The organism is Micromonospora sp. NPDC050187, from assembly GCF_044459745.1.
Taxonomy (GTDB): domain Bacteria; phylum Actinomycetota; class Actinomycetes; order Mycobacteriales; family Micromonosporaceae; genus Micromonospora.
Window position 1 is genome coordinate 1 of sequence record NZ_JBITJH010000017.1, and the last position, 13,024, is coordinate 13,024.

15 protein-coding genes are annotated in these 13,024 nt (G+C 70.8%); all 15 read right to left on the bottom strand.

The window, feature by feature from the left end; all coding sequences use genetic code 11:
- Positions 1–196 precede the first annotated feature (196 nt).
- Positions 197–1,825: an FAD-dependent monooxygenase gene (locus tag ACIBJE_RS23280; protein ID WP_396751580.1), complete on the bottom strand. Its 1,629-nt coding sequence runs from the start codon at positions 1,823–1,825 to the stop codon at positions 197–199.
- 158 nt (positions 1,826–1,983) lie between these two features.
- Positions 1,984–3,507 carry a peptide MFS transporter gene (locus ACIBJE_RS23285; RefSeq protein ID WP_396751582.1) on the bottom strand — a complete coding sequence of 508 codons (1,524 nt, stop codon included), beginning with the start codon at positions 3,505–3,507 and terminating at the stop codon, positions 1,984–1,986.
- A gap of 204 nt (positions 3,508–3,711) precedes the next feature.
- The gene (locus tag ACIBJE_RS23290) at positions 3,712–4,026 is read right to left on the bottom strand and encodes an antibiotic biosynthesis monooxygenase family protein (protein ID WP_396751584.1); all 315 of its coding nucleotides are present in this window, start codon (positions 4,024–4,026) and stop codon (positions 3,712–3,714) included.
- A complete protein-coding gene (locus tag ACIBJE_RS23295) occupies positions 4,023–4,355 on the bottom strand; it encodes an antibiotic biosynthesis monooxygenase family protein (protein WP_396751586.1) in 333 nt (110 codons plus the stop codon). Before ACIBJE_RS23295 ends, ACIBJE_RS23290 begins: the two co-directional genes overlap by 4 nt.
- A 1-nt stretch (position 4,356) precedes the next feature.
- Complete coding sequence (locus ACIBJE_RS23300) at positions 4,357–5,106, bottom strand: SDR family NAD(P)-dependent oxidoreductase (RefSeq protein ID WP_396751588.1); 750 nt, start codon at positions 5,104–5,106, stop codon at positions 4,357–4,359.
- Positions 5,107–5,135: 29 nt separating this feature from the next.
- Positions 5,136–5,597 (bottom strand): SRPBCC family protein, encoded by a 462-nt coding sequence (locus ACIBJE_RS23305; protein ID WP_396751590.1) that lies wholly within the window; start codon positions 5,595–5,597, stop codon positions 5,136–5,138.
- Positions 5,598–5,599: 2 nt separating this feature from the next.
- The gene (locus ACIBJE_RS23310; RefSeq protein WP_396751592.1) at positions 5,600–5,857 is read right to left on the bottom strand and encodes an acyl carrier protein; all 258 of its coding nucleotides are present in this window, start codon (positions 5,855–5,857) and stop codon (positions 5,600–5,602) included.
- A 32-nt stretch (positions 5,858–5,889) separates the two neighbouring features.
- Positions 5,890–7,107: a ketosynthase chain-length factor gene (locus tag ACIBJE_RS23315; RefSeq protein ID WP_396751594.1), complete on the bottom strand. Its 1,218-nt coding sequence runs from the start codon at positions 7,105–7,107 to the stop codon at positions 5,890–5,892.
- Positions 7,104–8,375 (bottom strand): beta-ketoacyl-[acyl-carrier-protein] synthase family protein, encoded by a 1,272-nt coding sequence (locus tag ACIBJE_RS23320; protein ID WP_396751596.1) that lies wholly within the window; start codon positions 8,373–8,375, stop codon positions 7,104–7,106. Before ACIBJE_RS23320 ends, ACIBJE_RS23315 begins: the two co-directional genes overlap by 4 nt.
- Entirely contained in the window at positions 8,372–8,785 is a 414-nt protein-coding gene (locus ACIBJE_RS23325; protein WP_396751838.1) for a cupin domain-containing protein, read from the bottom strand. The genes ACIBJE_RS23320 and ACIBJE_RS23325 overlap by 4 nt, the downstream gene beginning before the upstream one ends.
- Positions 8,786–8,838: 53 nt before the next feature.
- Positions 8,839–9,162 (bottom strand): TcmI family type II polyketide cyclase, encoded by a 324-nt coding sequence (locus ACIBJE_RS23330; RefSeq protein WP_396751598.1) that lies wholly within the window; start codon positions 9,160–9,162, stop codon positions 8,839–8,841.
- A 159-nt stretch (positions 9,163–9,321) separates the two neighbouring features.
- Positions 9,322–10,197 carry an NAD(P)-dependent oxidoreductase gene (locus tag ACIBJE_RS23335; protein WP_396751600.1) on the bottom strand — a complete coding sequence of 292 codons (876 nt, stop codon included), beginning with the start codon at positions 10,195–10,197 and terminating at the stop codon, positions 9,322–9,324.
- Positions 10,197–10,934, bottom strand: a complete 738-nt coding sequence (locus ACIBJE_RS23340; RefSeq protein WP_396751602.1) for an SDR family NAD(P)-dependent oxidoreductase — start codon at positions 10,932–10,934, stop codon at positions 10,197–10,199. Before ACIBJE_RS23340 ends, ACIBJE_RS23335 begins: the two co-directional genes overlap by 1 nt.
- A 74-nt stretch (positions 10,935–11,008) precedes the next feature.
- Positions 11,009–11,929, bottom strand: a complete 921-nt coding sequence (locus tag ACIBJE_RS23345) for a hypothetical protein (protein WP_396751604.1) — start codon at positions 11,927–11,929, stop codon at positions 11,009–11,011.
- Positions 11,930–11,977: 48 nt separating this feature from the next.
- Positions 11,978–12,982, bottom strand: a complete 1,005-nt coding sequence (locus tag ACIBJE_RS23350) for a methyltransferase (RefSeq protein ID WP_396751606.1) — start codon at positions 12,980–12,982, stop codon at positions 11,978–11,980.
- Positions 12,983–13,024: the final 42 nt, after the last annotated feature.

The window sequence follows — 13,024 nt, forward strand, 5'->3', positions numbered from 1 at the left end:
CCGGGGGGGGGCGGGGGGGGGGGCGGGGGCCGCCCCCCCCCCCCGGGGGGGGGGCCCCCCCCCCCCCGGGGGGGGGGGGGGGGGGGGGGGCCCCCCCCCCCCCCACCCCCGGGGGGCGGGGGGCCCCCCCCCCCCCCAAGCCGGGGGCTGCCGGCAGCCCAGCCGGCAGCCCAGTCGGCGGTGCGGGCGGAGCGGGTCAGCGGTGCAGCAGTGCCCGCAGCACCCGCTCGACGGTGAACTCGGTGGGCTCGGCGTCGGCCGGCGATCGCCAGCAGACGAAGCCGTCCGGTCGGACGAGCACCGCTCCCTGGGCAGTGACGCCATACCCGGTGTGCCAGGTCGTGCCGTCCTCGACGAGGTCCGCGCCGATCCGGTGAATGTCGATCTCGACGCCGAGCCGCTTGGCGGCGGCCGTCGCGGCGGCACGCCACGGTTCGCCGGCCGAGCCGAGCAGCAGCGTCGGCCGTCGGCCGAACAGGTCGAGGCTGGAGATCCGCTCCCCGTCGCGGCGCAGCCACACGTGCGGTGCGCGGGTGCCCGGCCGTCCGCCGAGCTGGCGCGGATCGAGCAGGGCGGCGGTACGCACGCCGCCCGGCCCGGGCGGGGCGGCCGGGAGGGCGTCACCCGGCTCGGCGATCACCGCGGTCGAGTCGTAGACGTAGCCGAACGTCACCATCAGCGTGTCCCGGAGGGCGGCCTTCTGCTCCGGGGTGGCGAACCCGCCCCGGCTGGCCAGCCGGAGTCCGGCCTGGATCATCACGGTCACCCCGACCGGATGACGCTCGGCGTCGTAGGTGGCCAGCAGGGCGGGGGAGGCCGTTCCGGCGAGCACCGCGTGCAGCTTCCAGGCCAGGTTGTGCGCGTCGTGGATGCCGGTGTTCGCGCCGTACCCGCCGACCGGCGGCACCACGTGCGCGGCATCGCCGACGAGGAAGATCCGCCCGTCGGTGAACCGTTCCGCGACCAGCGCGCCCATCTGCCACGGCATCACGCTGCGCAGTCCGACTTCCAGATCCGGTACGCCGATCGCGGCCCGGACCAGCTCGACGCAGCGTTCGTCGGTGAAGTCCTCCGGGCGCTCGCCCTGCTCCGGGTGGTAGGTGACGATCAGGGTGCCCTGGCCCAACGAGTCGTCGTGTCCGAGGATCGCCTCGATCCGGTCGTTCTCCACCTGGCAGATGCCGAAGCGGCGGCCGGCGAGCGGGCCGGTCAGGTCGGCGCGGAACAGGATGCTCATCTGGTTACGGACCACACCGCGCCCGTGCCGCCGGATACCGAGCTGCTCCCGGATCGGGCTGTGCGTGCCGTCCGCGGCGACCAGGTACTGCGCCCGGATGGTCCGCCGGGCCCCGGTCTTGCGGTCCTGGACGGTGGCGGTGACGCCCTCGTCGTCCTGGTCGAAGTCGACCAGCTCCACGCCGAAGCGGATGTCACCGCCCAGCTCGCGCGCCCGGTCGAGGACCAGCGGCTCGATGCGGTCCTGCGGCAGCGAGACCAGCCGGTCGATCGGGCTGATGTCGCTGACGTCCTCCTCGGCGGGGAGCCGCGACATGTGGATCTCGCGTCCGGTGAGCGACTCGACCTTGCCGTTGAGGACGTGGTCGGCGAAGCCGGCGCTCTCGGTGTCGATCGCGTCCGTGAGCCCCACGGTGCGGTACAGCTCCAGCGTGCGCGGGTACCAGCCCCAGGCGCGGGGATGGATGGCTGTCCCTGGGTGGCGTTCGACGAGGACCGACCGGACGCCGTGCGCGGACAGGAACAGGGAGGTGGAGAGACCCACCACCCCACCCCCGACGATCAGTACTGGTGTTGTCTCGTCGTACACGAGTGACTCCTCCCGGATCGTGGCTGGCCCAGCCTGGCAGCCCCGCTTGGAGGACAACTCGAAGCGCGCTTGGAGATCGACGGGGTGGGTCGGGACGACGACGGGCGCCTCCCGTCGACGACGGGAGGCGCCCGGGGCGGTGGTGGGCGGCCCTGTGGTCAGCGCGCGGCCGGCACGCTTCCGGCGGTCGGCGGTGCCGTCGCCGGGTCCGGTACGGGCTCGTCGGCGAGGCGTCGCGTCAGCGAGCGGGCGGAGACCGCCAGCGCCACCGCCACGGCCAGCCCGACGCCGCTGAGCAACAGGTAGAAGGTGGCGTCGGAGACCACCGCGGTGAGGCCGGCGATCTGCCCACCGCTGGCCGCGCCCACCGCCGCGAAGAGCCAGAACAGGCCGATCATCTGGCTGGAGAAGCCGGGCGGCGCCACCTGGGCGGCGAGGCTGAGCCCGACCGGTGCCACCACCAGTTCACCGCAGACGATGATCAGGTAGACGGTGAGCAGCCAGAGCGGCGACACCGGGCCGTTCTCGGCGAGTGAGGCGGCGAAGGCCATGACCACGAACGAGACGCCGCCGAGGAACATGCCGGCGACGAACTTCGGCGGCACCGCCACCCGGGAGCCCATCCGTACCCAGAGGATGGCGAAGCCCGGGGCGAGGACCAGCAGGAACAGCGGCTGCACCGACTGGAACCAGCTCGCCGGCACCTCGAAGCCGAGCACGTTCCGGTCGACCGAGTCCTTGGCGAAGATGTTCATCAGGGCGGGGCCCTGGGCGTAGAGCATCCAGAAGAACGCCGAGGCGATCAGCATCCGGAGGAACGCCCGCAGGCGTACCCGGTAGGGCGCGATCTCCGGTTTGCGGTTCAGCCGGATCCAGTAGACCACCGGAACGCCGAGGACCATCAGGCCGAGGACCATCAGCACCTGCTGGAGGGCGATCAGCCCGGTGGCCACGCCCACGGTGAGCAGGAGGGCGGGGACGCCACCGAAGACGGCGGTGCGCCGCCAGACGCGGGCCCGTACCTCGGCGGGCGCGGGGTTCGCCGGCCGGGAACCGACGTCGCCGAGTCGGCGCATCCCGATCACGTAGTGGATCAGGCCGACGACCATACCGATCGCGGCGATGCCGAAGCCCAGGTGCCAGTTGATCCGCTCGGCGGCGAAGCCGGTGATCAGCGGAGCGAGCAGCGCGCTGACCTGGATACCCATGTAGAAGAGCGAGAAGGCGGCCTCCCGCCGCTCGGGCTGCCCCTGGTACATGTCCCCGATCATCGCCGCCATGCTGGGCTTGACCAGTCCGGTGCCGATGATGATGCAGCCCAGCCCCAGGTAGAGCGTGGGCTCCGCGGGCACGGAGAGGAAGATGTGCCCGACGGTGATGAAGACGCCGCCCCAGAGGGTGGCGCGGCGGGCGCCGAGAATCCGGTCGGCGAGCCAACCGCCGGGCAGGGCCGCCATGAACACCAGTGACATGTACATGCCGAACAGGGCCGCGGCGTCCACCTCGGACATGCCCAGGCCGCCGTCGGCGGGGGAGGCGACCAGGAACAGCGCCAGGATGGCGAGCATCCCGTAGAAGCTGAACCGCTCCCACATGTCGACGATGAACAGTGTGCCGAACCAGCGGGGCTGGCCGAGGAAGGTCTTCTCGGCGGGCGGAATCGGTGTGGCGGTCGAGGTCATGACCTCTCATCCCCTTCTGACGGTGCGGGTGAGACCGGCCGGCGTGGCCGATGCCGGGAGGTGGGTGGTCGACGGTGTCCGGGCGCCCAACGGCGGCCGGAGGACACCCCGATCGGGGGTCCTCCGGCAACCGGGCGTTCGGCCCGTTCGTCGTGCGGTCCTCGGTCCGGACGGCCCGACGGCCGCCCCGAGACCCGACGACGTTCAGAACGCCGCCGACACCTCGAAGACCTCGAAGAAGTTCTCCTGCTCGCGGTCCTGGTACTGACGCAGCGGAGAGGTGGAGGGGCGGTGCGAGACGCCCTCCTCCCAGACCCGGAAGGCCTCCAGGCTCTCCCACTCGCTGAGCACCACCACCCGGTGCGGGTCCTTGGTCGACCGGAGCAGCTCGTTGCCGATGAGGCCGGGAGTGCCCTCCAGGTGCCGGCTGATCTGGTCGTACGCCTTGGCCACCGCGTCGGCGTCGTCGGCCGGCGCGCGGTGCCACACCATCACCCGGGCGCGACCGACGGCGGTCACCGCAGGGCCTTCGCGGCCTCGCCGGCCGGCAGCGCGAAGACGACGTTCATGGTGAACATCGCCCCGCCGTGCCGGTACGGGTGCAGCTTCTTGCGGTGCTCCACGTGCTCGTCGCTGAGCTCGAACTCGCGGAACCGGGGCTCGTTCACCCAGTCGCTGATGACGTAGTAGGTGGAGGCCTGCTCGGAGTCCTTCATCAGCCACTGCCCGAGGTTGGCCGGGTGGTCGGTGATGACGCTGCCGATGGAGAGCCAGGCCTGCTCGAAGTCGGCCTCCATCCCGGGGTTGATGTCGAAGCGCAGCATGACCCGGAAGGCGGGGTCGCTCATGTCAGATACCTCCGTCGACGGGAATTTGCGCGCCACTGACGTAGCGGGACCTGTCACTGGCGAGGAAGAGCACGACCTCGGCGACCTCGTCCGGCTCACCGAGCCGGCCGAGCGAGGTGAGCTGGGCGTACCGGGCCTCCATGGCGGCCCGCTGCTCCGGGGTCATCTGCTCCATCGCCTCGGTCGCGATGACACCCGGCTCGACCAGGTTCACCCGGATGCCCTGGCGGCCCAGCTCCTTGCAGAGCGAGCGGGTCAGACCCACCAGGCCGGCCTTGGCCGCGGTGTAGTGCGCCCGCATGGTGATGCCCACCTTGGCCACCCGGGAGCCGATGTTGATCACCGACGCGCCCGCGCCCATCAGCGGCAGGGCCTTCTGGATCACCAGGAAGGTGCCGGTCAGGTTGGTGTCGACGACCTCGTGCCAGTCGGCCAGCGACAGCTTGTCGTAGTCGATGTGGCTGATCACGCCGGCGTTGTTGACCACCACGTCCAGGCTGCCCAGCCGGACCTTGCACTCGGCGATCAGGTGGTCGATCTGCTCGGCGTCACTGACGTCGGCGCGAACCAGGTGGTGCTGCCCCGGGATGTCCTTCAGCTCCCGGGCCAGGCTCTCCACCGCCTCGCTCTCCGAGCGGTAGCAGGTCACCACGTTGGCGCCGGCCTTCGCCAGGTTCAGCACGAGCGCCCGGCCGATCCCGCGCGTGCCGCCGGTGACCAGGGCGTTCTTGCCGGCAAGTAGCTGTTCCATCAATCCTCCAGGTAAGGGGTGGCGCCGGCTCAGGACCGGGCGACGGCGGCCTTCTCGACCCGCTCCTTGATGGCCGCCATCTGGATGGCCGAGTTCTTGAGCAGGTGCTCGGCCATGGCGTCGTCGTTGAACGGCATCACGTCCTTGACGTGGAACTCCTGCTCCCAGCGCATCTCCACGCCGCCGTCGACCTCGCGGTACGCCCAGAAGATGTTCATGAACTCGAACGGGCCGGTCTCGATCCGGTGCGCCCGGACGGTCCGGGTGACCGGGTCGGAGGTCCGCTCGGAGACCCAGGTGTAGACCTGGCCGTCCTCCTCGTCCGGGTGCATGGTGAGGCGGAACCGGATGGTGTTCCCCTCGCGCTCGAGGATCTCCGCCGAGGCGTACTCGGTGAAGAGGCTCGGCCAGTTCGCCACGTCGTTGGTCATGTTCCAGACCAGGTCCATGGGGGCGTCGATGACAACGGCACACTCGGTCTTCTTGGCCATGGTCACACCGCCGCCGACAGCTGGCTGTTGACGAACCCGATCAGCTCGCGCGGGGTGCGCAGGTCGCTGATCTTCTCCTCGGGGACCGAGGCCGAGAACTCCTTCTCCAGCTGGTTGACCACCTCGAGCAGGGCCAGCGAGTCGTAGCCGAGGTCGGTGAAGAGGGTGTCGTGGATGTCGGCGGTCAGGTCGACCGAGTCGTCCACACCCACCGTCGCGCGGATCACGCGCGTCAGGTCGTTCAGGGACATCTCACGCATGGCAACAGCCTCCAGTCGGTTGTGACGGGTCGTTACGGGATGGCACGGACGACGACGGCGGAGTTGAAGCCGCCGTGGCCACGGGCGAGCACCAGCGCGGTGCGCACCGACGCGCTCCGGGGGCGGTCCCGGACCAGGTCGATGTCGCAGCCGGGGGCCAGGTTCTCGACGTTGATCGTGGGCGGGATGACACCGTCCCGGATGGAGAGCAGGGCGGTGACCGTGTCGAGGGCACCGGCGCCGGCGTAGATCCGGCCGGTCATGGTCTTCGGCGCCGTCACCGGTACGCCGTGCGGACTGAAGACCGCGCTGATCGCCGCGGCCTCGATCCGGTCCAGCTCCGGCACGCCGTACGCGTCGGCGAAGACCACGTCCACGTCCCCGGGCTCGACGCCCGCGTCGGCGAGCGCCAGGCGGGCCGCCTGTTCCAGAGTGGGCCCGCGGTCCCCACCGGGGCGGGGGTCGAAGGTCGCCGCGTACCCGGCGATCTCCCCGTAGACGCGGGGCGCGCCGCGCCGACGGGCGGTCTCGGCGTCCTCGACCACCAGGATCGCGCCGCCCTCGCCCGAGACGTAGCCGTCCGCCCGTACGTCGAACGGGAGGAAGGCCGCGTCCGGGTTGTCGCTGAGGCTCAGCTTGCCGGTGGGCATCTGGGCCACCACACCGGCCGGCGCCATGGCCGACTCGGTCCCGCCGACCAGCACCAACCGGTGGTTCTGCCGCAGCACCCGGCGGCCGTGGCCGATCGCGTCCAGGCCACCGGCCTGCTCCGAGACCACCACGCCGCAGTGCCCACGCAGCTTGTGCCGGATGGAGAGCTGTCCGGTGGTGGCCGCGTAGAACCAGGCGATGGACATGTAGGCGCTGACGTGCTCCGGGCCCTGCGTCCAGAGCTTCTCCAGCTCCCGCTGGCCGACGTCGACGCCCCCGGTGGCGTTCGCCGTGACCACCCCGATCTCGTACTCGGGGAGCTCCTTGAGGTCGACCTCGGCATCCTTGATCGCCATCTCGGCGGCCACGAACGCCAGGTGGCTCATGGCGGAGGTCTCCACCAGCAGCCGACTCGGCACGTGCTCGCTCGGATCGAAGGTGGCCAGCTCGCCGGCGAGCTTCACCGGGTAGTGCGGGGCGTCGAACCGTTGGATGCGGTTGATGCCGCTCTTTCCGTCCAGGATGGACGACCAGAAGGTCTCGACGGTCATGCCGTTGGGGGCCATGACGCCCAGGCCGGTCACCACCGCGGTCTTCATGCCGGCACCGCCTCGGGGTCGGCGACCACGATCGCGCTCTGGAAGCCGCCGAAACCGCTGCCCACGGAGAGCGCGACGTCGATGCGGCGTTCCCGCGCGACCATCGGTACGTAGTCCAGGTCGCACTCGGGGTCCCGGGTGGTCAGGTTGGCCGTCGGGGGCACCACGTTGTGCTTGACGGCCAGGGCGCAGGCGGCCACCTCGATCGAGCCGATCGCGCCCAGCGAGTGACCCACCATCGACTTGATGGAGCTCATCGGAGTGGCGTAGGCGTGCTGGCCGAGGCTGGCCTTGACCGCTGCCGTCTCGTGCCGGTCGTTCTGCTTGGTGCCCGACCCGTGCGCGTTGACGTAGTCGATGTCCTCGGGGTTCAGCCTGGCCTGGTGCAGGCTCTGCCGGATGGCCTCGGCCATCTCCCGCCCGTCCGGCTTCAGGCCGGTCATGTGGAAGCCGTTGGCCCGGGTGGCGTAGCCCGAGATCTCGCAGTAGATCGGAGCCCCCCGGCGGCGGGCCGACTCGGTGCTCTCCAGCACGAACATCGCCGAGCCCTCACCGAGGATCAACCCGCGCCGGCTGCCGTCGAATGGCCGGCAGGCCGACTCCGGGGTGTCGTTGAAGGTCGACGTCGCCCGGATCGCGTCGAAGCAGGCCAGCGTGATCGGCGAGATCGGCGCGTCGGTCGACCCGGCGATCACGATGTCCGCCGAGCCCTCGCGGATCAGGTTGGCCGCGTAGCCCAGGGCGTCGATGCCGGAGGTGCACCCCGAGGAGACCACGGTGGTGTGTCCCTCGGCACCGGTCGCCCAGGCCACCTCGCGGGCCAGCGAGCTGGGCGCGAAGTAGTCGTACAGCTCGCGGGCCGCGTACTCGTGGTCGACGACCCACTTGCGTCCGCCGTCGCTGATGACCGTGTACTCGACCTCCAGGCCCATGGTGCAGCCCACCGCGTTGCCGACGGTGACCGCCGTCCGGGCCGGGTTCAGCTCGCCCAGGTCCAACCCGCTGTCCTGCACGGCCTCGCGGGTGGCCAGGACGGCCAGCTGGGCCGCCCGGTCCATCCGGCGGACCTCCTGCGGGGTCAGACCCATCTTCGCCGGGTCGAAGTCGATCTCGGCGGCGACGTGGCACCGGAACTTCGACGCGTCGAACAGGGTGATGCGCCGGGTGGCTGTCCGGCCGGCGGTTATCGTGTCCCAGAACGCCTGACGGCCCACCCCGCCCGGCGCCATCACGCCGATGCCGGTGACCGCGACGCGCGGTTCGCTCACTTCTCCCCTCCGACCTGGGGCGCCGGCTCGTTCTCCCGACCGGGCAGGAACTCGGTGTCGATGTGGCCCAGTTCGGGACGGGGCGCGAGCGGACCGAGGTGGAAGATCGCCTGGGCCGGCTCCTCGCTACGGTTCTCCGCCCGGTGCTTGACGTTGATCGGCACCAGGCAGGCCTCACCCGGGCCGAGTTCCACGTAATCGTTGTCGATCCGCATGGTGACCCGACCGCTCACCACGTAGAAGAACTCCTCCGAATACGGGTGGATGTGCTCGCACACGAATTCGCCGGGCTGCAGAGTGAGCATTCCCCCGAATCCCGAGGTGGACTTCACCGTCTTCGGGCTCAGCAGCACACGGACGTCACCGCCGCGGCGACGGTTCGGCTGTACGTCGCTCCACGAAACCTTCATGGCGGTCGTGGTGGTCACGGATTTCTCCTCTCGGCCTGCGGTTCCGGTGACGGTCACTTGTCCGGCGTCCAGGTGTAGAACGGCTCGGCCATGGCGTCCTTCGGTTCCTTCCAGCCCGGGTCGTACGGGCTGATGAACTGCGCCAGCTTCTCGTTGATGTCCTGGTAGAGCGGGTGGCTGCGGGCCTTGTAGAGGTCCCGGTTGATCGACTGGTCCGCCTCCACGAGGTGGAAGTAGAGGTCGTGGAAACGGAACAGCGTCCGCCGGTCCACCCCGATCATGTGGGGCAGTTCGGTGGCGTCCGATTCGGCGAAAATGTTGGCGACCGACGCGGCATCCGCCGGGTTCATGCGGGCCACAATGAGCGTCCGGTGCACAGCTATCTCCTTTCGGCTGATGCGGTAGTGATCGCCAGGAATGCCGATCAGGGTTGGCCAGGCATCCCGGTTCTTACTGGAAGAATGATTTCTTCGGCGCCTCGAAGGCGCCTGAAGCCCGGATGGAGCATTCGCGGATCCACCGGGGTGGCGACCGGCTCAGGCGTCGGGCCGGCTGAGCATCTCGTGCACCGCGGCGGCGTCCTGGTCGCCGTAGCCCGCGTCGATCGCCTCGGTGAAGGTGACCGCCGAACGCTCGATCACCGGCATGTCCACGCCCACCTTGGCCGCCTCCGCCAGGGCGAGACGGAGGTCCTTGTTCATCAGCCGGGTCCGGAAGGCCGCCGGCTCGTACTTCCGCTCGCGCATCAGCGCGGCCCGGAACGACATCACCTTCGAGCTGAAGCCGCTGTGCTCCACCGCCCTCAGCAGCATGTCCCGGTTCAGGCCGGAACGCTCGCCGTAGGCGATCGCCTCGGCCATCGAGGCGACCTGCGCGCCGAGCATGGCGTTGAAGACCAGCTTCATGGTGGCGGCCATCCCGGGCGGCCCCAGGTGGACCACCTGTGGGCCGAGCAGGGCCAGCAGGTCGCCCACCTCGGCCAGGTCCTCCTGCGCGCCAGCGGTGAGCACCCGTAGCTCGCCGTTGCGTGCCTGGTGGGGGTTGCCGATCACGCACGCCTCGATCCGCTTCACCCCCGCCCTCGCCGCCCGCTCGCCCGCCTCGCGGGCGTAGGTGGGGGAGACCGTGGAGGTGTCGACGATCGGTGTGCCCGGCCGGGCCGCCCGGCACACCGCGCCGAAGAGGACCTGTTCGACGGCATCCTCGTCGGCGAGGCTGACCAGGACCACGTCCGCCTCGGCGACCGCCTCGGCCGGCGAATCCGCCTGCCGTGCCCCGGCCGCCACCAGCCCGGCGGCCTTCGCCGCGGTCCGGTTCCACACCGTCAGCTCGACGCCGCTGGACAACAGCCGGTGGGCCATCCCGCCGCCCATGCCGCCCAGGCCGAGGACGGCGACCTTCCGGGCGGCCATCAGATGCCGCCGTCCACGTGCAGGGTCGCCCCGGTCACGTACGCCGCCAGCGGGCTGGCCAGCAGGAGAACCGCGTTCGCCACGTCCTCGGAGGTGCCGAGGCGGCGCAGCGAGGCGAAACCCTTCATCCGCTCGTACACCTCCGGCGGCAGCCCGGCCCCGGGCTCGGTCTCGATGATGCCGGGGGAGACCTCGTTGATCCGGATGCCGCGCGGCCCGACCTCCTTGCACACCGAGCGCACCCAGCCGTTGATGGCGGCCTTGCTGGCGGTGTAGTGCGCCTTGCCGGCCATACCCCGGGTGCTCACCGAGGCGCTGACGGCGACGATCGACGCGCCCTCGGCGAGCAGCGGCAGGGTGGCGTGGGTGACCAGGTGGAAGGCGGTCAGGTTGGTGTCCATCACCCGCCGCCACTCCTCGATGGTCACCTCGGCGGTCGGCGCGTGGCCGTCCACCCCGGCGCTGTTGACCACGATGTCCAGCCCGCCCAGCTCGGTGCGTGCGACCTCGACGAACCGGGTGACGTCCGCCGGGTCGCGCAGGTCGGCCTGGACCACGTGGTGGTTGCCGTCGGTCGCCTTCAGGTCCCGGGTGAGGCTCTCCGCCGCCTCGCGGTCGGTGCGGTAGCAGGTGACGACCGAGGCACCGGCCCCGGCCAGGGCGGTGACGATCGCCCGTCCGATGCCGCGGGTGCCACCCGTGACCAGGGCGCGCTTGCCGGCCAGTTGAAGATCCACGATTCCTCCGGTTCCGGGCGGCGCCGCCGGAAGGACCGGCGGCGCCGCGCACTCGATGGTTCTCAGAAAATCGGTCAGACGAGCGTGATCAGGCGGTACAGACCCTCGGACGCACGCGGGTGGCCGGTCTCGGCGTTGGCCGCCCACGAGTAGAGGAGGTACGAGCCGGGAGGCAGTTCGGTGCGGACGATGGCCTTCTGGCCCGCCGAGAGCGGGGCGAGGCCGACCGGCGGGGTGGCCAACGGGGACTCGCTCGGCCACTGGCCGTTTCTGATCGTCTCGAAGTACTCCGCCACGTCCTCCGCCGTCGCGCCCGGCACGAGCCGGGACAGGACGGCCTCGTTGGTGTGCCGGGTGGTGTTGACGACCAGGTGCTCACCGGTCGCCTTCAGCTTCCGGCTCGGCACCAGGAACGACACGGAGTCGTTGCGCTCCCGGTGCAGGACGTAGTCGTCGATGTCCGGGAACCGGGGGGCGCTCAGCCCGGTCACCGTCAGCTGCTGCACCTGCGGCACCGCGGTGGCGCTGGTGTAGTCGTAGTTGACCAGGTGGTACGTCCCCGGCAGCACGAACTGGGTGAACGACACCCGGGAGTCCGGCGTGACGACCGCGCCGCCGAGGTTCTCGGCGCAGGCCATGACCTCGCGCTCGGCGGCGGCCCGCTCGGCCGGGGTCTGGGCCGAGGTGGCGGCCAACGCGGCGAGGAACCGGTCCAACGACACCCCGGGCCGCAACTTGACCAGCAGCAGCGACCGGCCACCGGGCTCCGGGGTGCTGACCCGGAAGGTGATCGTGCCGCCGCGCAGCTGGCTCGGCGCGGTGAAGCTGTCGGGGTGGATGACGATGTCCACCGGGGCCGGACGGGTGGCGGGGGCCGGAGCGGCCTTCGCCGGCGCGGCCACGGACAGGCCCGCCAACGCGGCCCCGGCGGCGCCGCCCAGCAGCAGACGACGACGGGAGACGGCGGCGCGCCCGGTGTCGGGTTTGGCTGTCACAGGAACTGTTCTCCTTTGTGGAGGGTGCGGATGGATCCCGGCCGAGGGTCAGGCGGTCTTGCGCCCGATGACGGCCGAGTCTGCGTCGGTCAACGGCAGGACCGAGGTCTCGGTGAAGCCGGCCTCGCGCATCCAACCCTGGCAATCCGCCCCGGTGTACTCGCCACCACCCGGGGTGATCAGCTGCATGTTGAGGCTGAGCAGCAGGTTCGTCGGCTCGCGGCGGTCGTCGTCGATCAGGTTGTCGTACACCATGACCCGACCGCCGACCGGCAGCGCCTCGTACGCCTTGCGCAGCAGGGCGATCCGCTGCTCGTCGTCCCAGTCGTGCAGCACGTGGCCGAAGATCAGGACGTCGGCGGAGGGGAGACGGTCGTTGAAGAAGTCACCGGTGTGGAAGCTGACCCGGCCGGTCATGCCCAGTCGGTCCATGTGCTCGTCGAAGAACGGCTGCACGGGCGGCAGGTCGAAGGTGCCGGCGTCCAGGTGCGGGTGAGCCTTGGCGATCACCGCGGCGATGTTGCCCCGCGCCCCGCCGACGTCCACGAAGGAGCCGACCTCGGTCCAGTCGAACTTCTCGGCCAGGGCCGGACCGACCGCCGAGTTGGCACCGTCCATGGCGGACATGAAGTTGCGCACCGACTCCGGCCGCGAGTAGAACTTGTCGAAGTCGCGGTCGGTGTGCGCCTGCAGCTCGCCGGTCTTGAGCAGGTCGGTCAGCTTGCCCCAGACGCCGTACTGCCAGGCGTGCATCCGGAGGAAGCCGCCCTGGTACGACGGGTGCTTCGGGTCGAGCTGGTTGGCGGCGGCCGGGCTGATCGAGTAGCGCCCCTCGGCGTCCCGGTCGAGCACCTCGAGGCCGACCAGCGAGTCCAGGAAGTCCCGGGTGGCGCGCGGGTGCAGGCCCAGCGTCTCCCGGATCTCCGGCTCGGTCCGGCCGCCGTCGGCGAGGACGCCGAACAGGCCCAGCTCGACCGCGGTGAGGAAGGTCTTGGCCGACCAGTAGCCCGCCGCGAGGTCGAGGATCGACACGTCAGAGTTCTTGGTTCCCATTACGAAGGCTCCTTCGGGATGTGGTGCGGGCCGTGGTGGTCA